Source organism: Solibacillus sp. FSL W8-0474 (assembly GCF_038004065.1).
GTDB lineage: Bacteria > Bacillota > Bacilli > Bacillales_A > Planococcaceae > Solibacillus > Solibacillus faecavium.
In genome coordinates this window covers 736427-757697 of sequence record NZ_JBBOQJ010000001.1, presented here as the reverse complement: position 1 = coordinate 757697, position 21271 = coordinate 736427, and the positions used below count along the sequence as shown (strand labels likewise).

General features: G+C 38.1%; 21 protein-coding genes and 1 pseudogene. 2 read left to right on the top strand and 20 right to left on the bottom strand.

Annotated features, from left to right (window positions below):
- Positions 1-24 precede the first annotated feature (24 nt).
- From prfB to NYE67_RS03635, 11 genes are all read right to left on the bottom strand, one after another.
- A protein-coding gene (prfB, locus tag NYE67_RS03685) for a peptide chain release factor 2 (protein WP_340730880.1) occupies positions 25-1129 on the bottom strand; the annotation gives its coding sequence in 2 pieces (ribosomal slippage) (positions 25-1056 and positions 1058-1129; 1104 coding nt in all).
- A gap of 269 nt (positions 1130-1398) precedes the next feature.
- Positions 1399-3909, bottom strand: coding sequence for a preprotein translocase subunit SecA (gene secA, locus NYE67_RS03680; RefSeq protein WP_340729228.1), 2511 nt, complete (start codon positions 3907-3909; stop codon positions 1399-1401).
- Positions 3910-4123: 214 nt separating this feature from the next.
- Complete coding sequence (hpf, locus tag NYE67_RS03675) at positions 4124-4681, bottom strand: ribosome hibernation-promoting factor, HPF/YfiA family (protein ID WP_340727044.1); 558 nt, start codon at positions 4679-4681, stop codon at positions 4124-4126.
- Between the two features lie 157 nt (positions 4682-4838).
- Complete coding sequence (locus tag NYE67_RS03670; protein ID WP_340729227.1) at positions 4839-5204, bottom strand: PilZ domain-containing protein; 366 nt, start codon at positions 5202-5204, stop codon at positions 4839-4841.
- Positions 5205-5413: 209 nt separating this feature from the next.
- Complete coding sequence (locus NYE67_RS03665) at positions 5414-5683, bottom strand: competence protein ComK (protein WP_340729226.1); 270 nt, start codon at positions 5681-5683, stop codon at positions 5414-5416.
- 40 nt (positions 5684-5723) lie between these two features.
- Positions 5724-6269 carry a competence protein ComK gene (locus NYE67_RS03660; protein WP_340729225.1) on the bottom strand — a complete coding sequence of 182 codons (546 nt, stop codon included), beginning with the start codon at positions 6267-6269 and terminating at the stop codon, positions 5724-5726.
- A 535-nt stretch (positions 6270-6804) separates the two neighbouring features.
- The gene (gene fliS, locus NYE67_RS03655) at positions 6805-7212 is read right to left on the bottom strand and encodes a flagellar export chaperone FliS (protein WP_340729224.1); all 408 of its coding nucleotides are present in this window, start codon (positions 7210-7212) and stop codon (positions 6805-6807) included.
- Between the two features lie 47 nt (positions 7213-7259).
- The gene (locus NYE67_RS03650) at positions 7260-7622 is read right to left on the bottom strand and encodes a flagellar protein FliT (protein WP_340729223.1); all 363 of its coding nucleotides are present in this window, start codon (positions 7620-7622) and stop codon (positions 7260-7262) included.
- A gap of 18 nt (positions 7623-7640) precedes the next feature.
- Positions 7641-9725 carry a flagellar filament capping protein FliD gene (fliD, locus tag NYE67_RS03645; RefSeq protein WP_340729222.1) on the bottom strand — a complete coding sequence of 695 codons (2085 nt, stop codon included), beginning with the start codon at positions 9723-9725 and terminating at the stop codon, positions 7641-7643.
- A gap of 56 nt (positions 9726-9781) precedes the next feature.
- Positions 9782-10138 carry a flagellar protein FlaG gene (locus tag NYE67_RS03640; RefSeq protein WP_340729221.1) on the bottom strand — a complete coding sequence of 119 codons (357 nt, stop codon included), beginning with the start codon at positions 10136-10138 and terminating at the stop codon, positions 9782-9784.
- Positions 10139-10370: 232 nt separating this feature from the next.
- Positions 10371-10703 carry a hypothetical protein gene (locus NYE67_RS03635; protein WP_340729220.1) on the bottom strand — a complete coding sequence of 111 codons (333 nt, stop codon included), beginning with the start codon at positions 10701-10703 and terminating at the stop codon, positions 10371-10373.
- A 96-nt stretch (positions 10704-10799) separates the two neighbouring features.
- On the opposite strand from NYE67_RS03635, the gene NYE67_RS03630 reads away from it, so the two are divergent.
- A complete protein-coding gene (locus NYE67_RS03630) occupies positions 10800-10928 on the top strand; it encodes a hypothetical protein (protein ID WP_340729219.1) in 129 nt (42 codons plus the stop codon).
- 113 nt (positions 10929-11041) lie between these two features.
- Positions 11042-11515 (top strand): annotated as a pseudogene (locus NYE67_RS03625) (methyl-accepting chemotaxis protein); the annotation flags it as partial.
- A gap of 533 nt (positions 11516-12048) precedes the next feature.
- On the opposite strand, the gene NYE67_RS03620 reads toward NYE67_RS03625, so the two are convergent.
- The 9 genes from NYE67_RS03620 to flgM all read right to left on the bottom strand — a co-directional run bounded on the left by NYE67_RS03620 (position 12049) and on the right by flgM (position 21225).
- Positions 12049-15408, bottom strand: a complete 3360-nt coding sequence (locus NYE67_RS03620) for an Ig-like domain-containing protein (protein ID WP_340729217.1) — start codon at positions 15406-15408, stop codon at positions 12049-12051.
- Between the two features lie 102 nt (positions 15409-15510).
- Positions 15511-16338 carry a flagellin N-terminal helical domain-containing protein gene (locus tag NYE67_RS03615; protein WP_340729216.1) on the bottom strand — a complete coding sequence of 276 codons (828 nt, stop codon included), beginning with the start codon at positions 16336-16338 and terminating at the stop codon, positions 15511-15513.
- Positions 16339-16500: 162 nt separating this feature from the next.
- Positions 16501-16713 carry a carbon storage regulator CsrA gene (gene csrA, locus NYE67_RS03610; protein ID WP_340729215.1) on the bottom strand — a complete coding sequence of 71 codons (213 nt, stop codon included), beginning with the start codon at positions 16711-16713 and terminating at the stop codon, positions 16501-16503.
- Between the two features lie 4 nt (positions 16714-16717).
- The gene (fliW, locus tag NYE67_RS03605; protein ID WP_340729214.1) at positions 16718-17152 is read right to left on the bottom strand and encodes a flagellar assembly protein FliW; all 435 of its coding nucleotides are present in this window, start codon (positions 17150-17152) and stop codon (positions 16718-16720) included.
- A gap of 11 nt (positions 17153-17163) precedes the next feature.
- Complete coding sequence (locus NYE67_RS03600) at positions 17164-17718, bottom strand: DUF6470 family protein (protein WP_340729213.1); 555 nt, start codon at positions 17716-17718, stop codon at positions 17164-17166.
- A gap of 55 nt (positions 17719-17773) precedes the next feature.
- The gene (gene flgL / locus NYE67_RS03595; RefSeq protein WP_340729212.1) at positions 17774-18649 is read right to left on the bottom strand and encodes a flagellar hook-associated protein FlgL; all 876 of its coding nucleotides are present in this window, start codon (positions 18647-18649) and stop codon (positions 17774-17776) included.
- Between the two features lie 13 nt (positions 18650-18662).
- Positions 18663-20291: a flagellar hook-associated protein FlgK gene (gene flgK, locus NYE67_RS03590; RefSeq protein WP_340729211.1), complete on the bottom strand. Its 1629-nt coding sequence runs from the start codon at positions 20289-20291 to the stop codon at positions 18663-18665.
- A gap of 136 nt (positions 20292-20427) precedes the next feature.
- Entirely contained in the window at positions 20428-20931 is a 504-nt protein-coding gene (locus NYE67_RS03585) for a flagellar protein FlgN (RefSeq protein ID WP_340729210.1), read from the bottom strand.
- Positions 20932-20964: 33 nt separating this feature from the next.
- Positions 20965-21225, bottom strand: a complete 261-nt coding sequence (flgM, locus tag NYE67_RS03580) for a flagellar biosynthesis anti-sigma factor FlgM (RefSeq protein ID WP_340729209.1) — start codon at positions 21223-21225, stop codon at positions 20965-20967.
- Positions 21226-21271: the final 46 nt, after the last annotated feature.

Sequence of the window (21271 nt, the reverse complement as noted above, 5' to 3'; positions counted from 1 at the left end):
TACTGTTTGTCAGAGAGGGACATATTAATATGAGATTTTCGAACGTAAATATGCAGTAATGAATAAATCCAAATCCCCGTCCATAACAGCACTTACATTTCCTGTTTCAGCACTTGTACGGTGATCTTTTACCATTGAATATGGGTGGAAAACATATGAACGAATTTGTGAACCCCAACCGATTTCTTTTTGCTCACCACGAATTTCATCCAGCTGTGCCTGCTGCTTTTCAATTTCTAATTGATACAGCTTCGACTTTAACATTTTCATTGCCGCTTCACGGTTTTTAATTTGCGAACGTTCCGCTTGGCATTGTACGACTGTACCAGTTGGTGTATGCGTAATACGAACAGCTGAGTCCGTTGTATTAATATGTTGACCACCTGCACCTGTTGCACGGTACGTATCGATTTTTAAGTCCTCTGTACGCACTTCGATTTCGATTTCATCATTGAATTCCGGCATGATATCACACGATACGAACGATGTATGACGTCGCCCCGAGGAATCAAACGGAGAAATACGCACTAAACGGTGTACCCCTTTTTCCGCCTTTAAATAACCGTAAGCATTATGGCCGGTAATTTGTAAAGTAACCGATTTAATACCCGCTTCATCACCTGGCAAATAGTCAATTGTCGTCACTTTAAAGCCGCGTTTCTCTGCCCAACGTGTATACATACGTAATAGCATTGATCCCCAATCTTGTGATTCCGTACCACCCGCTCCTGGGTGCAGCTCTAAAATGGCATTGTTTTTATCGTATGGTTCTGATAATAGCATTTGTAGTTCAAAGTCTGCCATTTTTGATTGGAATTCGGCTAGTTCTGTACCTAACTCTTCCTGTAATTCTGCATCTGGTTCTTCGCGTAAAAGCTCCAGTGTCATTTCCAGGTTTTCTTGTGTATCAACTAAGTCCTTGAATTCGTTGACAACTGCTTTAATGCCGTTGCTTTCGTTAATGATTGCCTGTGCGCCGTTTTGGTCGTTCCAAAAGTTTGGCTCAAGCATCATTTCGTCCAATTCCTGAATACGTGCCTCTTTGTTTTCTAAGTCAAAGAGACCCCCTGAAGTCCGCTAGTTTTGTAGCTGTATTTTCGAGTGCATTGCGCACATCTGCTAATTCCATCATATATTTTCCTCCGTAGTAAAGCTTTAAAGTTTAGTCCTTTGTAGCCGTTGTCCTCCGTTCCAGGGTGGACGCTTTCCGGGGGCGTGGCCTGAGCCTGTAGTCTCAGGCGTCACGCTATTCCCCCAGGAGTCGCCACCCTTCCACTCCGGCCAACTAGTGTGAACATACAAGAACTTAATTTTTATTGCCTATATAATAATTTTAAACTTATAAAAACAAACCGGGTCATTGAGCATACTTTCAATGACCTCGGTTTTATTGCTTTGTTATTGTCCTACGCCGTGGCAGGATTTGTATTTTTTGCCGCTTCCGCATGGGCATGGGTCGTTGCGTCCGATATTTTCGGCTTTACGTGCCGGCATTTTTTTCGGTTTGGCAGCGCCCTCTTCTTTCGGGTTTACTGCTTGGCCTTTTGCTACTTCTTCACGTTGCAGGTTGCTGCGGATTTCTGCTTTTAATGCATACTTCGCCACATCTTCACGTACTGCTGCGACCATGTCTTCGAACATTGCGAAGCCTTCTTGCTGGTATTCACGCAATGGATCGTTTTGACCGTATGCACGTAGGTGAATCCCTTGACGTAATTGATCCATCGCATCAATATGGTCAATCCATTTCGTATCGATTGAACGGAGTAAAATTACTTTTTCGAATTCACGCATACGCTCTGGCGTCATCGCTTCTTCTTTTTCGTTATAGCGTTCCGTCACTTTTTCAGAGATGAATGCAATCATTTCCTCAGGAGATTTGTTTGCAAGCTGTTCTTTCGTAATATCGCCTTCATCTAGAAGATTTGCAGCGATATAGTCTACTAACGCATCAATTGTCCAAGCATCTTTTTCACCCTGTGTATGAAGGGCTACAGCATTTTCAATCGCCTGCGAAATCATTGATTCCACTAAAGCACGCATATTTTCCGAATCCAACACTTCTTCACGCTCTTTGTAAATTACTTCACGTTGCTGGCGTAGTACATCATCATATTGCAATAGACGTTTACGCGCATCGAAGTTATTTCCTTCAACGCGTTTTTGTGCTGACTCAACAGCTTTTGAAACCATTCCCGATTGAATCGGCTGTGTATCGTCCATACCAAGTCTTGTCATCATCGATTTCATCTTATCAGAACCGAAGCGACGCATTAACTCATCTTCAAGAGAAAGATAGAATTGTGTTACCCCTGGATTCCCTTGACGACCTGAACGACCACGAAGCTGATTATCGATACGACGTGATTCATGGCGCTCTGTACCAATTACCGCCAAACCGCCTACTTCCAATACACCTTCACCCGGTTTAATGTCCGTACCACGACCAGCCATGTTCGTAGCAATCGTAACAGCACCTTTTTGACCGGCATTTAAAATGATTTCTGCTTCACGCTCATGGTTTTTCGCATTTAATACATTATGCGGAATTTTAAACTTCGTTAAATATTTTGAAATGATTTCTGATGTTTCAATCGCTACTGTACCAACTAATACCGGTTGGCCAGCACGATGACGCTCGGCAATATCTTCTGCAACCGCTCTGAACTTGCCTTCCATCGTCGCAAAGATCAGGTCAGGACGGTCATCACGGGCAATTGGTTTATTCGTTGGAATAGCCACAACATTCATATTATAAATATTACGGAATTCCTCTTCCTCTGTTTTCGCTGTACCTGTCATACCAGACAGTTTCTCGTACATACGGAAATAGTTTTGGAACGTAACCGTCGCCATTGTCATCGATTCATTTTGAATATCCAAACCTTCTTTAGCTTCGATCGCCTGGTGAAGACCATCTGAATAGCGACGACCTTTCATTAAACGACCTGTAAAGCCATCAACGATTACGACTTCGCCTTCCTGAACAACATAATCGACATCTTTATGCATCGATGCATGTGCTTTTAAGCTTTGGTTAATCGCATGGTTTAAGCGTACATGAGCTAAATCGAATAAGTTGTCAATGCCAAATGCACGTTCAGCCTTTTCAATCCCTTGCTCTGTCAGTGTTACACCTTTTGTCGATTCTTCATAGTTGTAATCTTCTTCTTGTTTTAACATACGGACGAAGGCATTTGATTGCACATAAAGCTGTGCAGATTTTCCTGCCTGACCCGAAATGATTAACGGTGTTCGGGCTTCATCGATTAAAATCGAGTCAACCTCATCGATTACCGCATAATAGAGTGGTCGCTGTACACGATCTTCTTTATAAAGGACCATATTGTCGCGCAAATAGTCAAAGCCGAGCTCATTGTTCGTCGAATATGTAATATCGGCTGCATATGCTTCACGCTTTTGTTCTTTTGATAGGCTATTCAAGTTCAAGCCTACTGTTAAGCCTAACCAATTATACAGCTCACCCATTTCCGACGCGTCACGGCTTGCTAAATATTCATTCACTGTAACAACATGTACACCTTTACCAGTAAGTGCATTTAAATAAACGGACATTGTCGAAGTTAACGTTTTACCTTCACCCGTTTTCATCTCGGCAATATTTCCTTCATTTAATGCTGCCGCCCCCATAATTTGCACACGGAACGGATACATTCCAAGTACACGACGTGACGCTTCACGAATTGTTGCAAACGCCTCTGGTAATAAATCTTCTACTGTCTCGCCATTTTGGTAACGGTTTTTGAACTCTTCAGTCTTCGCTTTTAATGCATCATCAGAAAGGCTTTCAAACTGCCCTGCCAATGCTTCTACTTTATCTGCAGTCTTTTCTAAACGCTTTACTTCTTTTTTATTGAAATCAAATAATTTATTTAATATGTTTGCCATCGAATTGGTCACTTCCCAATAATAGTCTCAAATTATATTTTAGCATTATATATAGCGGTGGTGCAAATACACTGTTGGAAATATGAGTATAGAATAGATCATTTAGGAAGTTCTTAAAACATAGTAACGCTTAATATCCGTTCATATTAAACATTCACGGCTCTATATAAAAAACGGACTACCCATTACAGGCAATCCGTTTGAAAAAGTTCATTTAGTTCGTTTCAATTAAGCCGTACTTTCCGTCATTACGCTTATAAACGATATTTTTACTATCTGTTTCAGCATCTGTGAAAATAAAGAAATCATGACCAAGCATGTTCATCTGCAAAATTGCTTCTTCCTGATCCATCGGTTTCAGGTCAAATTGCTTTGTACGAACAATTGTATATTCTTCATCAGAAGACTCTGAGTTCGCTTCCATTTGCGATGTCACATTTGCAAAGTATAGTCCTGTACCTTCGCGATCGCGGAATTTACGATTTACTTTCGTTTTATGTTTACGAATTTGGCGCTCAAGCTTGTCGACGATTAAATCAACAGCGGCATACATATCATTATGGCGCTCCTCTGCTCGAAGCGTTAAATTTTTCATTGGAATAGTTACTTCTACTTTTGTTTGTTTATCATTATAAACTTTTAGATTGACGTTAGCATTTGCATTTAAATCTTCATTAAAATAACGTTCTACCTTTTCAATTTTTGTCTCCACATAATCTCGAATCGCTGGAGTTACCTCAATATTTTCACCACGAATGTTAAAGTTTAGCATGTGAACTCCTCCTTCATTACGGCTATACTTACTAATTCTACATACTTTAAAAAACTCCTGTTGCTTCTGAAAACTTTTTTCATTTTTCGACATGTAGCTTTAAATATCGATAAGAATAGACAAGCTGTGAGGACACTTTAAAATTGTAAGCAAATGATTACTTGCGGCTAACCTCTTTTTTACGGCGAATTTTCAACTCACTGACGATCAATTCTTCAATGCCTGGCTGGTTCTCAAAAATGAGACCATACTGATATTTTCCACCGTATTTCTTTTTCCATACAATTTCCCCAATTGCCTTTATCAATACTTCGTCTAAAATAAATTCAAGTTCCAGTTGCACCAGATAATTAGTATTTTCACCAATTTCATGAGAAGAAAACATTTTCATGCCATGCGGACTCACATCTATAATTTCACATGCGTGTTTCGTTTCTTGTTTGCCGTCGATTAATACAGTATATTTCGCTGCAATCGGCGCACCAAAAGTAAAGCGAAATCCTTCCGTTCTTTTAAATCCCATTTCCCATCCTCCTTGCCTTCGTTCCTACATTTTCCATAACTACATTATCATGCAAAATACCAGGTATTGTCTATGTGCTTAATTGCTATTTTATAAAAAAGTTTTTTCTTCAAAATCAATACGAAATAACTATAAAACCAGAATAAATTATATTTTTCTCTCCACAAAAAAACACTCACCAAATGATGAGTGAAAAAGGTGGATAATTATTATAAATATTTTTTCGTGAATTGAAAATTTGCCTGTATCTGCTTATCATTCACGTTACCGATACTCCCCCATTTACGTGTGAGTAAATGCCCGGTCGGCGGCTTACGATAAAATAGCTTACTTTCCTGTATTAATGTAGAAGGGGATTTCCCTACAACCGCCATATGCTCCCGCTCAAAAACAACTGTATATAATCTCCCGTTTTCTGCAACGATCGGCACCATGCCCACTGTATTATGATTCACTAAGTAAAAATTTAAAATCCGCATATAGTCCTCCTTTACATACAAACTTCAACATTAATATGATTTAGTCGACTAAGTAGGGTTCATTTACTTCTGCACATTTTAATACTAGCTTCTCTTCTGGTTTCAAGTAACGAGGCTGACTAATAAATTGATTAAAAAAATCCTTGAGGAAATAGTCACTCGCTTTGTTCCATCGTTGCAAAAATTTACTTCGTGATACTGGGACTACTATATTACGCTTGTCACGCAGCAATACTAACGCTTTATCAGATGAAAATGGCACTTCTTTTACAGTCTCAACATGGTGTAAAGCAAAATAGTGACATGATTCATTGCGGGTTGATTCGGTTGTAAACCAAACATGCGAAAATGGCAGTCTCGGTATTAAAATAGGAGGAACAGAAGCCGTTCCGAGTATAGCTTTAGCTGCTTCTTTCGCACCTTTTAAACTTGAACCGTTCTCTTTTAGGTCTGTATCAATCAATTGTCTAGGTGTTAAATCAACTCGTTCATATCCATTTGAAGTAACAATAATAGTATAAGGGTTGTTAAAATGATCAAATTTAGGTACTAAAGCACATGCATTTAATAGATAATTTTTATACATTTTTTCATACTCCTTTAAAAATTATAGTTATCAATTGAAAAGAAAAGGAGTATACTAACATTAAGCTGGTATACTCCAGCATCGAAGACCTCAAGTGTTTTCTTATCAGGATGTGCACTTGGGGTTTTTAAATTCCTCTTTTCACATGAATCACCACCTCCTTTACCGTAAAGTAAAAAGCCACTCTATTATGTAATTCATAGTAATATAAAAGCTTTAATTTTCTAAATTTCACATGGGATATATTTTTAGTGCTGGAGAAGTTCATTATTATTCTGAGAATTCCATGAACGCTAGCTTATAAATATGAAAATTTCTTTAAGAGACTATCGTGGATTTGTATCGGAAAAGTTATTTTAGTAAGTTAGCATCCGTTTCCGTAATTTCTAACTTCCTAATTATTTACATTATAGACATAATTACCCATAATTTTCAAGATTTTTTTGAATATTATGGAATTTAAAGTTACAAAAATAGACATAAAAAGAGCGCCTCCTAGGAGTACGCTCTACTTAAAGGAACATATGATAATAAATTATACTTGTCCTGCACTGCCATATTGCCGCTGGCGTGTGATTTTGATTACTTCTTTCCAAGTATCGCGGAATTCTGTTACCAATCCTTCAACTTCTTCGATAAGCGCGATATCATTGTTAATATTCGCTTCTATTAAACGACGGTTCATATAGTCGTATAATGGCAACATTTGCTTCGACACTTCTAAATCTGGCTTTAATGTAGACATCAGTTCGGCAATAATGGCCTGAGTTTTTTGGATATTCGTATTCTTTTCTTCAATATTCTTTTCTTCTATAGCTTTTTTTGCCCTTGTTAAAAACTTTAGGCATCCATTATATAACATCAATGTAAGCTCAGCCGGTGAAGCCGTTGTCACACTGTTTTGTTTGTATGCATTAAATGCAGCTGCAGTTTGTGCTGTCATGGTGTACACCCCTCTATTTTAAATCAACTTCATTTCCCTAAACGTTGTTATTTCTTTCGATCGTAATATTTCCCGTCCATCACTTGAACAGATGAATACGGATTAGTATATTGTACTTCACTTTTCTTAGTTGTCTGTACCTTCTTTAAATCTTGCTTTACATTAGCCATAATCGATTTCATACGCTCTTGAATCCCTTGGTCAAGCTCCTTCAACAGCACATGCTGAGGATTTTTCTCACTAAGTTTAATACCCGCCTGTTGAACAGATGCGATAAGCTGACCACGTTCATCAAATAGCTCGTCTGCCGTCTTCAAAAATGCGTCGCGCTCTTCCCCTTGTATTTCTTCCCCGAGATGCCGGTACAGCTTAGCTGAAACTTGGAGTAATTGCTGCTCCAACCCCATCATCTAATCCCCTCCACCATATTAATAATACTGACTCATTAATGAAGCAGACTGGCTGTTCGCCTTATTAATCATCGCTTCCATCGCACCGAATTGTTTCCAGTAACGGCTTTCGATGGCTGTCAATTTATTTTTCCAGGCATCCAAGCTCTGGTTTACATTACGCAAATATTTTCCTAACGTATATTGTGTTTCGTTCATCGTACCACGGCCTGCACGCTCATCGATTTTTTTCTCGATGACTTCCAACTCATCACGGATTTTTCGCATGAATCCGCGCGTATCGCCTGTATCTGGGCTCCCATCTGCTTTTGTGACAGTTGCAGATTTTGAACCACTCATCGTCAGCAATTGAACTACAGCATCCGGATCTTCTTCTAATGCTTTACGCAATTTCATTTCATCGATTTCAAGCGTACCGCCGCTGTTGTAGTCTTTCGAAGTACCGATACCGATTGTATAAAGGGCATTATACTTTTGATTCGTTACTGCGTGATTTGTCTGGTAAACAAGTCCGCGAAGTGATGATAGACCGCTTGTAATTATTGAGTCACTTTTCAATAAACCGCTTTTTGCGCGTTCTTCCCACTGGTCAATTTCATTCTGTTCCATCCCCTTTTTCTGAAGCGCTGTTAAAGGCTTAAAATCACGGTATTTTGGCTGTTTTGTTTGATCGGTTAAATCTTTGATGAAGCCGTTGTATGTGGCGACGAATTCTTTTACTTTGTTCATGATTTCATCGACGTTTGTGGATGATGTCATAGTGACTGCCTTTGCTTCCACCTTTGTTTCAAGGGGATTGTTCTTTAGATTCTCCAGTGCTTTCTCCGCATTTCGGTAATTGGCTTCCATTGTTTCTAAAGAAGTTTTATCCTTTTTTGCGTCGTTCAGAGGTTTTGTTTCATCCTCCAATACAACCGCTTTCGTATGCACGTCTTGTAAAGCATCGAAATTTGTGGAATTCAGTCCTGCTAGTGCTGCCAGATCTTCCTCTGTCATATCCTTTGTCAAATCATTATAGTTTGCGGCATTGCCAAGCGCTGTTTTTGCGTCCGGCGATAATTTATCGTACAGTTCACCGGCTGTTCCCTCTTCGAAAACAATATCCCTTGCACTCGCCAAGGTAGCCTTTGCTACATCTACCTTAGTTTGAAGTTCGCTTATTTTTGTAGTAATTACAGCTTTCATCGCTACAAATTGATCACTTAGCGAACCCGTTAATCCTACATTATAAATTTTATTAAGGTTTTCAAGGGTTTTCTTAAGGTTTTCTTCACCAAATTTCTCCGATTCTTCCGCAGCTTTCAATGCATTTGCATAGGCTGTCCCTTCATTAAACACTGACTTCAACGTAATATTATAGCCGTTCATTGAAAATGTGTTCGTTGTACGCTCTGTTGCAATACCGTTCACTTGGAAAATCGCATTTTTTCCTTGAACTTTTCCCGATTCAGTGATCCCTAGTTCGGCTAGTAAATCTTTGCCTTTTGCATCTGCTACGATTGCAGGTCCGTTATTTACTTCTTTCCCGGTATTTTTAGCCGTCAATGACAGTTTGCCATTTTCAAATATAGCTGAAACCCCTGCATTACTGCCGTTGATTTTCGTAATGAGTTCACTGATAGTTGTGTTGGCATCTATGCCAATTGACACAGGCTTGCCTAGATTTCCTTGCGTATCGATAGCAGACAGCGTAAAATTTTCCGGCATCGTTTTCCCGCTTGCTGCAAATAAGTCACTTAATTTCGTGCTGCTTGTTGCATTCTTCTGCGTACCGACCCAACGCTCAGCTTCCGCCAATTGCGAAACCCCTTCAATTGATAGTGAGCCTGAAGCAGAACCAGTCGCAACTGATGACACTAAATCCGAATTTGAACTTGTCGCCGTCTTCGTATTTAAGCTCTTTAAAATAAAATTATCGGCAATGTATGTATCCAGTGTCGTCATTTTTTTATTGACGTCGCGGTAGGCATCACGTTGCCATTCATAAATTTGCTTTTGTTGCTCAAGCTTGTCCACCGGCATTCGCTCAGCGACCATTAATTTTTCTACAATACTATCTATATCCATACCTGAAGCAAGTCCACCAATTTTTAATCCTGACATATAATCTCCTCCGTAATATATCTATCTATTTTCTTTAGTATTTTTGTAAAAAATCATTATATTTTTTTGTCAACAATCATCCCTACCAGTTTTTGCATTTCATAAAACACATCTAATATTTTTTTTGAAGGAATTTCACGGATTACTTCTTCTGTTTCCGTATTAACTAGCTGCGCAAAGTATTTTTCCAATCCTTCGTGCAATACAAATTTCAACTCACTATTATTAATAGAAAAAAATTCATTCATGGAACCAATTGCCTGTTGTAATTTTTCCTTTTGGTCTTTTTCATATACTATCTTTTCAGTTTTTTGCGGTGTACTGATATCCCTCTGTGCATAACGTATTTCTTGTCCTTCTTTCGACTGCTGTGTCATGTTTGGCATTGAAATACTTGTTCCGTCAATTCGCATTTATATCCCTCCGTTAACATATCTTCTAATGTATTTTATCGGTTGCATTTTCGTTTGTTTTATCTTTGTTTGAAATAAAGAGAAGTAACATACCAACAATTAGCTCCATTTTATTTGATTTACATACTCTAACAAAAAGACAGTACATAACAATATGTTCATACAGAAAAAAATAAAAAAGCCTCCTATGAGACTTTCTTGTAAGAGAATATAGTAAATTGCGTATAAAACGTTATATGAAACTCGTTAACTGATTGGCTTGTGCTAGCATTGCTGTCATGCCTGAAGAAGCTCTTGTTGATGCTTTCTGTGCTTCTGTATAGGGGTCTAGCTGAAGATCATCAACGCCTAATTTATGGGACCTTGCGTCAAATAATTCTATCTTCATCGTTTGTCCACCTACAGCATCTACTTGTAATAATAGTGTGGCCATTTTCTCTTCTTCTATAATCGTTCCAGCAGTTCCACCGATTGAGCCGCCAAGGACCGCACTCAATTCATTACCCCAATTAGCATTACTAAAATCAATAGATTTCCCTCCTGTATTTGAAGAAAGCTCTGCCAAATTCGAAAATCCTGAATAATGAATCCCCCGTGTACTTGAATTCTCGCTCAAGGTGCTTCCAAGCAATCTGAAGATACAGAGGATACAAATGGTCGAATGGTTGACCTATCAGAACAAATCGATGCGATTACCTTGTTATCTACTCAAATTGGTGAGTTATCAAGTAAAGCGCAAATTACTACAGAAAAAGGTATAATTGAAAGTCGAAAGTTTATATGCACATAACGCAAAAACGAATAAAATGAATGAGCGCATTCAAAATCAAATTGAATCACTAGCATCTAACATTGCAAATATCCAATATCCATAAAATCATTACGTCCATACAAGGGATGACAGAGCAAACAAATTTACTTGCACTTAATGCAAGTATTGAAGCTGCTCGCGTTGGAGAACATGGTAAAGGTTTTGCGGTTGTAGCTGAGGTAGTTAGGAAATTGGCCGAACAGTCAAGAGCAGAAACTGACGTTATTAAGACCACCGTGGATAGTATATTAGAGAACTCTAAACAAATCGTATCCGTGATCGCCCTGAATGTAGAATTAATACAAGCGCAAAATGAATCGGTAAAAAGCACCGAGTCTGCCTTCAAGGAAAATAGTGAGCTTTCCGTTTCTATTGCAACTTTAATAACAGACCTGCTCTCTAAAATTACGCATATGGTAGAAGATAAAAATCAGGCAACGATGGCACTTCAAAATATTTCAGCTATTTCAGAAGAAACCACAGCCAGCAGCCTCTGCGGAAGAGGTAAATGCCTCCGCTATAGATCAACAAGCAGAGTTAGAAAAAGTATTAGAACCTATCAATAATATGAATGAGATTTCACAAGAGTTACAAGAAGTTGTTAATCGCTTTAAATTGAATTAATGCGTTTCAGTCTCTACTTAATCATCTATTAACTTATATTGCATGCAGCCCCTAAAGTCTGGATTAACTGATTTTAGGGGCTGCATTTTTATATTAATACTAGGAGGAACGATTCATATACTAACAAACTAGTAATATACGATTATATGTTTAAGTGCCTAAATTTGTTGTCGCCTCACTTTTATAAAAACATTCCAATTTAAGCAAATCTATAACAGTTTACGGTGCTTTTGTCGCCTGTGCTAATTTTGCCTGCATCGCTTAGAATAGGATGTTTTGCTTAGCTACATTCATTGTTACTTTAGCAATGTCTACATCAAAAATTTGCGATTCAGTTGTACTAAGTTTTCGAACCATATGCCACTTTTCTAGAAATTCTAAATAAAAAAACCTGTAATTAGCACATTCTATACAAATGCCATAACTACAGGTACCAAATCATTTTATTTTTGTTAAATTTATTTTTTTATTTTTACTATTTTGCTACCGATTTAATACTTAACCTAATATTCCTTCCTGCATAGTTTATATCAATATTACTACTTCCAGGAATTAAAGCTTCTAAATTACCTGTTTCCGTTACATTGATTCGGTCGGGTCGGCTACTTGTTATAGTAAGTTCTGAATTTTCAATAATACTTTCATCGCCATTAGACCACTTTGCCTTAACTGGTCCAATTAGTATTGTTTCACCAACTTTTAGAGATAACGGAGGTCCATCTACTAAGCTAATATTGATAATAGTTGGACCACTTTCAACTTTAACAGCAGATTTCAAGAGCTTTCCTTCATACATAATTTCAATATTGCTTGAACCAGGTATCAATGCTTGAAGATTGCCTTCAGCCGATATTAAAATTCTATCGGAACGGCTACTGGTGATCTGAATTTTCTCACTTGGGATGACTGATTCATCCCCATTGGACCATTTTGCAATTACACTACCAATTACTTTTTCCTCTCCAACTTTCATAGTCGCTGGGAGTGGTGTTTCTAAAGAAATACTTAATAGAGTTGGTCCAGATTCACATTTCACAGAAAAACTAATTGTTTTACCTTCATAGGTAATATTAATATTACTAGATCCTGGAGATAATCCTTTTAATTTTCCAGCCTCTGTTATTGAGATTCTATCTGAACGACTACTACTAAATTTCAGCAGATTTTTATCTATCACTGTTTCCTCTCCATTAGACCATATCGCTTTGACATCGCCTATAATAATTTCCTCATCAATCTTCAATTGCGATGGAAAAGCAGTTTCAAGAAAGATTCGTGAAATGGTTGGAGCTGCTTCTACTTTAATAGTTATTTTAATTATTTTCCCTAAATATTTTATATCGATCACACTACTACCACTAGCAAGTGCTGTCACAAGTCCAGTTTCTGAAACTATAACCCGGTCAGCCCTTGAACTACTAAAAGTAACATCTTTTATGTCAACTTCACTTATTTCTCCATTCGACCACTTTGCTTTTAATTGAGGAATTTTACTTTCCTCACCTATTTTCAACTGTTCATTCAATGGATTTTCCAAATAAAAATCTACAATTATAGGTGGAGGCAATACCTTCGTAGTAGTGGTGAAAACCTTACCTTCAAATGTAATTGTAATATTAGTAGTACCATTACTAATAGCCTTAATTTTCCCCTCAGGAGTTATTGCAACCCTGTCTGGTCTAGAGCTTACAACTAAAATATCTTTTGGATTTAACTCAGTTTTCGTACCATCAGACCACTCAGCTTGAATTTTAAGGAGTTGATCCGCTCCGATATTCATTTCCTTTGGTATAGATTCTAGATTTAAATTAACTAATTCTGGTTTCCCTTCGACTTTTAGAAGGGTTTTCACTGTTAAATTACTATTGGTAGCAATTATTGATACTTCACCACTTTTAGCATTTGGTGGGATAAATACAAGACCATCAGGGTTTACCTGAGCAATGGCCGAGTTAGTTGATTTATAAATTGTACCTTGGCTAGCATTTGTTACATCTTTAGTTGTACCATCCGTCATAAACGCCTTAACAATTAATTGCAATTTATTATTTATTAATGAAAGGTTTTCCTCTGATGGTGAAATTAAAAGGCGCTGTACTGAGGGTTTTGTGATACTAATCTTTACTTCACCTGACAGATTACCATAAATCACCTTTATAATTGCTGTACCTTTTTCTACTCCTTGAGCTATTTGTATATTACCGTTAGCTCCAATTGAAGCAATTGATGGTTCAAGACTTGTGTATTTAATACCACTATTGGAATTTGTTATATCTTTTGAAATGCCATTTTTTATTTCGTAAACTTGAATTTGTTCCTGCTGTCCAGCAGATAACGATGTAGTCAATGGTGTAATACTCAAATACGCATTTTTTGACCCTTCATTCACTTTAACGGTTACATTCTTCACGATATTACCGTATGAAACACCGATAATGGCATAACCTGAATCAGCTCCTGCTGGAATTGTAATTAATCCAGAATTATTTATTTGAACCAATTCCGTATTAGAACTTGTATATCTTGTTAATTTATTTGTTGTAATATCTTCCCTTTTTTTATCTGTATAATTAAGATAAGGTTGTAATTGGTAACTCTCACCTGACAGCAGTGATATTGTTTTAATGCCTAAATCAATACTGAAAGGGAAACCTGGAGAAATTGTAATTTTTCCATTTACATTGATATCAAAACCATTAAAAAACTTTTCTTCATTTCTATCTTGAATTGTCATAGAGTTGTCCATATTATCTTTAGCTGAAATATATTTCAACTCCCATTTTCCTAACTCTTCGTATTTATCAATAGGAACAATTGCTGTTAAAGTGTCTCCGTTTCGTGAGAACGTTGAATTGAATGTTTTTCCACTTGGTTTACGATAATTCACCGAAGCAGATGAAACACCGGATAATTCGTCGGTAATTTTTGCCGTCAGGATAACGTGAGCTAAGGCAGATGACATTTGCTTCAGTTCAATGGTTAAATCCTCAAGAGTAGGTGCTTGTAAATCAGGTGTAGTTCCATTTATTTCTATTGTACAATGTTCAAAGTCTCTTTGAATATTGTCAACATCTTTATAGGATTTTATGCTAACGCTATTCGAAACATTGTCTATCAAATAAATATAGTCGATTTTCCATTCACCGAGTTCCTCATACTGATTAATCACTTTAGAGCCCTCATATTGGCCCGTAGAAGCATTCTTATATAATGAGATACTAAATTGTCTACCACTCGGCTTTTTGTAATAAACAATTACACTACTAACTCCAGATTCATTATCTGTTACATCGGCAGTAATTTTTATATTTTGCCCAGGTTCCCCCTGTTGCGAAACAACTGAAATGTTATGCAATATAGGTGATTCTTTATCGGATTGTTCATTAACACCACTAACTTCTAAATCTAAGCTTGAAAAATCATAAAGTGATTGTCCAATAGAAATACTGTTATCCTTCTGGTCATTCAAATAAACAGATGATACGCTCCACACACCTGGCTCATCGATTCTTCCTACAGAAATTGTTGCTTCATATAGCTTGGTGTTTGCGTTAAAGACAAAATAGAAAGACCGTGTAGTTCCACTTGGTTTTTTATAATAAATTATTGCACTTTTCACTCCAGAAAGTTCATCCGTAATTTCCGCTGTAATTTTAACTGGTGTCGTCGGAGACAACTTTTGGTTTAGTGCGCTTATATTATGCATTTTAGGAGGTTCTAAATCAGGCGTAATATCAGGAATTTCTACATCTATGGCATTAACCATTGATGGAGTAAATAGCATTAAAATAAACATAAATAAAATTAGAATTTTTTTATTTAATGACTTCTTCATATTCAGACTCCTTTATTCTAAAAATAATTTAAAAGTATTAAAAAAGACCCCAGGGGAATCCCGGAGTCTATTAACATTAACCTATTACTTTTTATATCTTGATTATCTTAGTAACTGCAATACTCCCTGTGGTTGTTGGTTTGCTTGCGCCAACATTGCTTGTGCTGCTTGAGAAAGGATCGAGTTTTTCGTTTGCTCCATCATCTCTTTCGCCATATCAACGTCACGAACACGAGACTCAGCAGCTGTTAAGTTTTCAGAAGCATTTGATAAGTTATTAACAGTGTGCTCTAAACGATTTTGTAATGCTCCAAGATAAGAACGACCTGAAGACACTGATTCAATTTGAGTTTGCACCGCAGTAATAGCATCATCTGCACCAGTTTGTGTTGATATATCTAAAGCAGCTACAGCTGTGTGAGCAGCTGTTAGGTCAACACCTGCAGTTGTAAAATCGATTTCGATCACTTGAGTAGCATCAGCGCCAACATGGATTTTACCGTTACCAGCATCTGAACCATCTAGTAATTTTTTCGTATTGAAAGTTGAATTTTCCATAATACGCTCGATTTCAGACGAAAGTTGATCAAATTCATCTTTAAGAGCTGTGCGGTCTGCTTCAACATTCGTATCATTCGCTGATTGAACTGCCAATTCACGTTGACGTTGAAGAATAGAATGTACTTCGTTAAGTGCACCTTCAGCTGTTTGAATCATTGAAATACCATCTTGTGCATTTTTAGAAGCCATATCTAATCCGCGGATTTGCCCACGCATTTTTTCAGAGATTGCTAGGCCTGCCGCGTCATCTCCTGCACGGTTAATTTTTAAACCTGAAGATAATTTCTCCATGTTTTTTGATTGTGCATTTGTTGCACTGTTCAATTGACGATGTGTGTTAAGTGCTGCGATATTGTGATTGATTCTCATTATAATTTCCTCCCTGGAATGTTTGACCCACGTCCTTGTGGGCACATGATGTTATATGTAGAAGAGAAGTTAGCCGGCCGGTCTTGCTTCTCTTACTGACACTATTAATATCGGATGAACTTATTTTTGTTTAATAGTTTTTTAATCTTTTTTTTGCTTTTTTTATTTCAACTTATCAAACAGGGATAAATCCATCACTACAGCCTCTGTATTCGAATCGGAAATATCCTTCCTCAGCTCTCCCCGGATGATGTCCACATGCCGTGGTGCCCGGATTCCTACTTTCACTTGATCACCTTTAACTTCCGTAATGACGATTTCAATCTCTTCATCAATCCAGATTGTTTCGCCTACTTTTCGTGTTAATACGAGCATGTGTTCATCCCTCCTTTTTTTCTGTTGCTAAACGATGACGAATTGCGTAATCTTCATCTAAAATAATTTGCTTCGCTTTTTGGTTTTCGATGTTTAAAACAATCGGTGCTTTTAAGTTCACTGTAGAATTCTCAAGTGTATCTTTTAATGAAACTATCACAAATACAGCGACTTCATTATCACTTTTTATATCCAGTGCCCGAATAACGGCTTCATCCAATTCAAAGCTGTAATCCGAAATTGTTGCGTACGGGGGTGTAATAATAAATGCTAGGGCTGCTGTTTTTACGGACTGCAGTACTTGGTATGCACTTTCCTCTGAAATTGGCAGCTGTACAAATTCCTTTTCATCTTCAAAGCCAGGCAAACCATGCTCGAATTGAATGATCTGGGACAATTTGATTTCGACTTCGCCCATATAGGCAGTTGTAATTTTCATCTTATTCTCCTTTAAATAAGCCAATCAATTTTCAATGACGGGTACTGTTGCATTTCCACATTTATTTTACCTGGTGTGTAGGTATGGATTGGCTTGTTTGTTTTCGTATTGTTAATCACCTTTTGCGGTTCCACCTGAATATCGACCGAACCGGGTGTGAAATTTATATTGACACTATCCGCCTGGGGGATAAATTTAATTCCTAAACTTGAGTACGGTTGTCTTCCTGTTCTTTTTGCTTGTTCTGCAAGCGGATTGCCGCCGTTTTCGATTTTCATAAGTTCGCTGCCTTCTTGTGCTCTTCTTGCTAGACCTTCCATTGCTGTTTGTTTACTGTACTGGGCAACTTCAGCTGTACGACTGCGCGAGCTTTTTAAATCGAGACTTTCGCGCATTTTGACCGAATCAATCGATAGCTCCGACTTCGTTGTGCGGATCGACATTTCGGCTTTCGGCTGCTGAAGATCCAAATCGGCTTTTGGCTGCTCAATTTGTTGGACAGGTCTTTGTGTTGTCAATCCGATTTGTCCTCTTGTTGTCTGCAATTGAATTTGCGGGATATTCATGTTGTCCCTCCCTTTAAAGAAAGCGCTTGGCACAATGTGTCCAAACGCTTTTTCATTATCTTAAAAAATCTGTTAATGTTGGTTGAATAATTCGTGCACCTACAGATAATGCAGCACGATGAATCGATTCCTGTGTAATCATTTGCGTAATCGTTTTTTCATAGTCGATGTCTTCATTTTCCGACATGCGCTTAGTTGCGATGACTTCCTGTGACTGGAGTCGTGTGTCCATTAATTCTACACGATTTTGCAGTGCTCCAATTCCTGCTCTTGTTTCAAGGAGCTTGTTCATGTTTTTATCAATGGTAGTAAGATGTTTAGCCAATTCAGCACCTGTAGCATTTCCTTGAATAGCCGCACTAATATCTTCGAACATTTCATCAAATTCTTTGAACATTTTAATTGGTGTACTATTAATCGGTAACTTAATGCCACTGAATACTTCAATTTCAATTGAGTTCTCCATAGCTGCATCATTTTCATAAGTTGTTCCATTAAACGGTGGCGTCGTTGTTTTTGTCCCACTGAAAATATAGCGGTCGCCGATTTTTGTGTTCGCCAGGTTTTGCACATGCGCTCTCAATTGCTGGAGCTCGCTGTCGATTTTTTTACGGTCATCTGCAGTATTAGTATCTGATGATGCCTGTACCATCAGCTCATTTGCCCGCTGAATAGTTGAACCAATTTTATCAAATGTGTCGTCTGTCGTATCTAGCCAGTTATGTGCTTCACCGATATTTCTTGAAAATTGCTCGACATTGTTCAGCTCGGCACGGTAGTTAATACCTTTCATCGCTGTTACAGGATCATCGGACGGACGGTTCACCTTTTTGCCGGTATTTACTTGTTCTTGAAGTTTTCCCATTGCTGAATAACTGTTAGATAAATTACGCAGCATATTGTTTGAAAGCATTGATTGAGTTACACGCATTTTCATTTACCTCCTATAATCCGGCGCGACCCATGCCGTTTATAATTTTATCGAGCGTTTCATCGATTACCGTAATCATACGGGCATTGGCATTGTATGCCTGCTGAAATGTAATCATATTTGTCATCTCTTCATCAATAGATACTGAGCTTACCGAATCACGGCGTTCTTTTACCGCCTGCTGTAATGTTGCTGCATTAAATTCAAGACGAGCTGCCTGCTGACCATCAACACCGAGCTGTCCGATTAAGCCTTCGAAGTATGTTTGGACACTTAGATTGTCAAGAGCACCTAATGTTTTAAACTTCATGTTAGCAAGCAGCAGGGCATTTTTTCCGTTACCCGCTTCTGCCTTAGTTGGATCAGGAAGCCCTGTTGCTGGATCAATGACTTCCGGTGAACCAGAAGCCGCTATTTTGTTCGGGTCTTTTATAATTGTTTCGGATACATAGATATTTGCTGCAGTAATACCAGTTGCATCCTGCGTACCTTTTTGTACAAAGAAGTCTACTCCTTGTTTGCCCTCTAAATCCGTTCCGCTTTTGTGAATTTCATTGAATTTATTGGCAAAGGCTTCTGCCATCTTGTTAAGTTTGTCAATCATTTCCGGGAAGAGCCCTGTTGTTTCACCATTATTATTTGTATAACCATAAGAATTTACTAATGACTTGAATTTACCGATATCACTTAAATTGTTGATATTAACAGTAGTACCTATTGGCGGCGGAGACCATCCATCCGGAAGTTCCGTATCTTTCCCGTCACTGTCCAATTTCACAATAGATATCCCTGTCATATTGCCATTGGGAGTGACATTATCAGTGGCTCCATTTGTACGGAACTGTGCGAAATCTCTGCCGTCTACAAGTTTAAGTTTAGTTCCATCTTTTAATAGAAGGCTCACAGTAACCGGTCCTTCAGCAATCGCTAAAGAATTCCCTCCTGACCCTTTTTCAGAACGCTTTACTTCAATCGGGAAGTGATTCGCCAGCTCATCTATTAAATTATCACGTGCATCATATAAATCATTCGGCATAAAGCCATTTGGTTCTACCGCTTGGATTTGCGCATTTAAATCGCCAATTTGCTTTAAAATTGAGTTTGCATCTCTTAATTGAATGCCAAGTTCTGCACCCGCATTATCCTGAATTTTCTTTATCGAGTTATACATGTATTGGAACGAATCCGCCACTGCAATCCCGCGCTGTACAACAACCGCACGAGTTCCTCCGTTTTCCGGACGGACATTTAAATCCTGCAGGGAGTTCCATAATTCATTCATTGATTGTGCTAGGCCATAGTCGGAAGGTTCATTCAATACATCTTCCAATTGACCGATAGAATGCGATCTTGCCTGCCAGTAACCAAGTTTATGCGATTCCTGTCTGTATTGCTGATCGACAAAGCTATCCCGAATACGTTGCACAGAATGCGCCTGTACCCCTGTTCCTATATGCCCCGCTGTTTTCCCTGTATTTAAGCCTGACCCTGGAAACCCTGGTGTTGTTTCCATATTCACACGTTGGCGCGAATAGCCCTGTGTATTGGCATTTGAAATATTATGTCCTGTTGTATAAAGTGCTGATTGTTGCGTGTATAGACCACGCTTACTTGCCTCAAGTCCCATAAATGTTGAACGCATTGTAGGACCTCCCTTTTAAGTGTGTTTGTATCAAATATGCTCCTAGATGGATGCACCATTTATATCAAATCATCTGATATTCTTCCCATAAAAAACGCATGTATCGCTCCCGCTGCATGCGGAAGCTTACATGCGATTAGGCTTTAAATTCATTGAACGATTGTTTTGTAATTTCTGCATTTCCGCGTATTTCAGCACCAGAATAATTAAACTGCTCTGTACGCTGTGGGCGCATCGCATCTAATGTTACATTAATAAATTGCAGTGAATTAAGTACCATTTTTTGATTTAATTCGTTTTGCATTTTCAGTTGATTTAGTAGTGCGACTAAACGCTCGCGTACATTTACTAACGCTTCTTTTGATTCACTGTTTTCAGCAGCATTGATCACATCAGCAACAGACGGAGTGTCAGCGAGAGCAATTCCTTTTGCTCTGAGGTAATCCGTTACCATCGACTGACGCTGTTGTTCAAGTGTATTAATAGCCGCTACATGTGCCTGTTCATTTTTTATGAGCTGATCAAGCTTTTCCATATCACCTTGCTTAATGTACTCCGTTTTCGCAAGCGCTAGCTCCAGTAAACTTTTATGCATTTTCTCTAGCTTCTCCAACGTGACGACGATATTGGCAATTGACATGTATTTAAGCGCTCCTTATTTCTAATTTTTTAATTAGCCGCGGTAAAATTTCAGCATATCTTCTGCAACCTTTTTCGCGTCTACTTTGTAATTTCCTGAATTAATATCTTCTTTAATTTGTTTCACACGCTCTTCACGTTCATTGGCATATGTTGAAGATGCCTGCATTTCTTTTGCTTTTGATGATATTTCAATATGATCTGCAAATGTTTTTGGAGTCTCTGCATTTTTCACAGGACGGGCTTGCTTATTGTAAGTGTTGATCGCCTGAACATTAATTGGATTAATTTTCATTTTAAAGACCTCCCTTTCATTAAAAGCATTGTCTGTTCTTTATTTC

Bases quoted from the DNA above. Each gene is read 5' to 3' on its own strand.
- csrA (WP_340729215.1), bottom strand. From the start codon at position 16,713: ATGCTCGTATTAACACGAAAAGTAGGCGAAACAATCTGGATTGATGAA.
- NYE67_RS03615 (WP_340729216.1), bottom strand. From the start codon at position 16,338: ATGAGAATCAATCACAATATCGCAGCACTTAACACACATCGTCAATTG.
- fliS (WP_340729224.1), bottom strand. From the start codon at position 7,212: ATGACAGCACAAACTGCAGCTGCATTTAATGCATACAAACAAAACAGT.
- flgL (WP_340729212.1), bottom strand. From the start codon at position 18,649: ATGCGTGTAACTCAATCAATGCTTTCAAACAATATGCTGCGTAATTTA.
- fliW (WP_340729214.1), bottom strand. From the start codon at position 17,152: ATGAAAATTACAACTGCCTATATGGGCGAAGTCGAAATCAAATTGTCC.
- NYE67_RS03660 (WP_340729225.1), bottom strand. From the start codon at position 6,269: ATGTATAAAAATTATCTATTAAATGCATGTGCTTTAGTACCTAAATTT.
- fliD (WP_340729222.1), bottom strand. From the start codon at position 9,725: ATGTCAGGATTAAAAATTGGTGGACTTGCTTCAGGTATGGATATAGAT.
- NYE67_RS03630 (WP_340729219.1), top strand. From the start codon at position 10,800: ATGGTTGACCTATCAGAACAAATCGATGCGATTACCTTGTTATCTACT.
- hpf (WP_340727044.1), bottom strand. From the start codon at position 4,681: ATGCTAAACTTTAACATTCGTGGTGAAAATATTGAGGTAACTCCAGCG.
- NYE67_RS03620 (WP_340729217.1), bottom strand. From the start codon at position 15,408: ATGAAGAAGTCATTAAATAAAAAAATTCTAATTTTATTTATGTTTATT.
- NYE67_RS03600 (WP_340729213.1), bottom strand. From the start codon at position 17,718: ATGAATATCCCGCAAATTCAATTGCAGACAACAAGAGGACAAATCGGA.
- NYE67_RS03585 (WP_340729210.1), bottom strand. From the start codon at position 20,931: ATGTCAATTGCCAATATCGTCGTCACGTTGGAGAAGCTAGAGAAAATG.
- NYE67_RS03670 (WP_340729227.1), bottom strand. From the start codon at position 5,204: ATGGGATTTAAAAGAACGGAAGGATTTCGCTTTACTTTTGGTGCGCCG.
- secA (WP_340729228.1), bottom strand. From the start codon at position 3,909: ATGGCAAACATATTAAATAAATTATTTGATTTCAATAAAAAAGAAGTA.
- NYE67_RS03665 (WP_340729226.1), bottom strand. From the start codon at position 5,683: ATGCGGATTTTAAATTTTTACTTAGTGAATCATAATACAGTGGGCATG.
- flgM (WP_340729209.1), bottom strand. From the start codon at position 21,225: ATGAAAATTAATCCAATTAATGTTCAGGCGATCAACACTTACAATAAG.
- flgK (WP_340729211.1), bottom strand. From the start codon at position 20,291: ATGCGTTCAACATTTATGGGACTTGAGGCAAGTAAGCGTGGTCTATAC.
- NYE67_RS03640 (WP_340729221.1), bottom strand. From the start codon at position 10,138: ATGCGAATTGACGGAACAAGTATTTCAATGCCAAACATGACACAGCAG.
- NYE67_RS03650 (WP_340729223.1), bottom strand. From the start codon at position 7,622: ATGATGGGGTTGGAGCAGCAATTACTCCAAGTTTCAGCTAAGCTGTAC.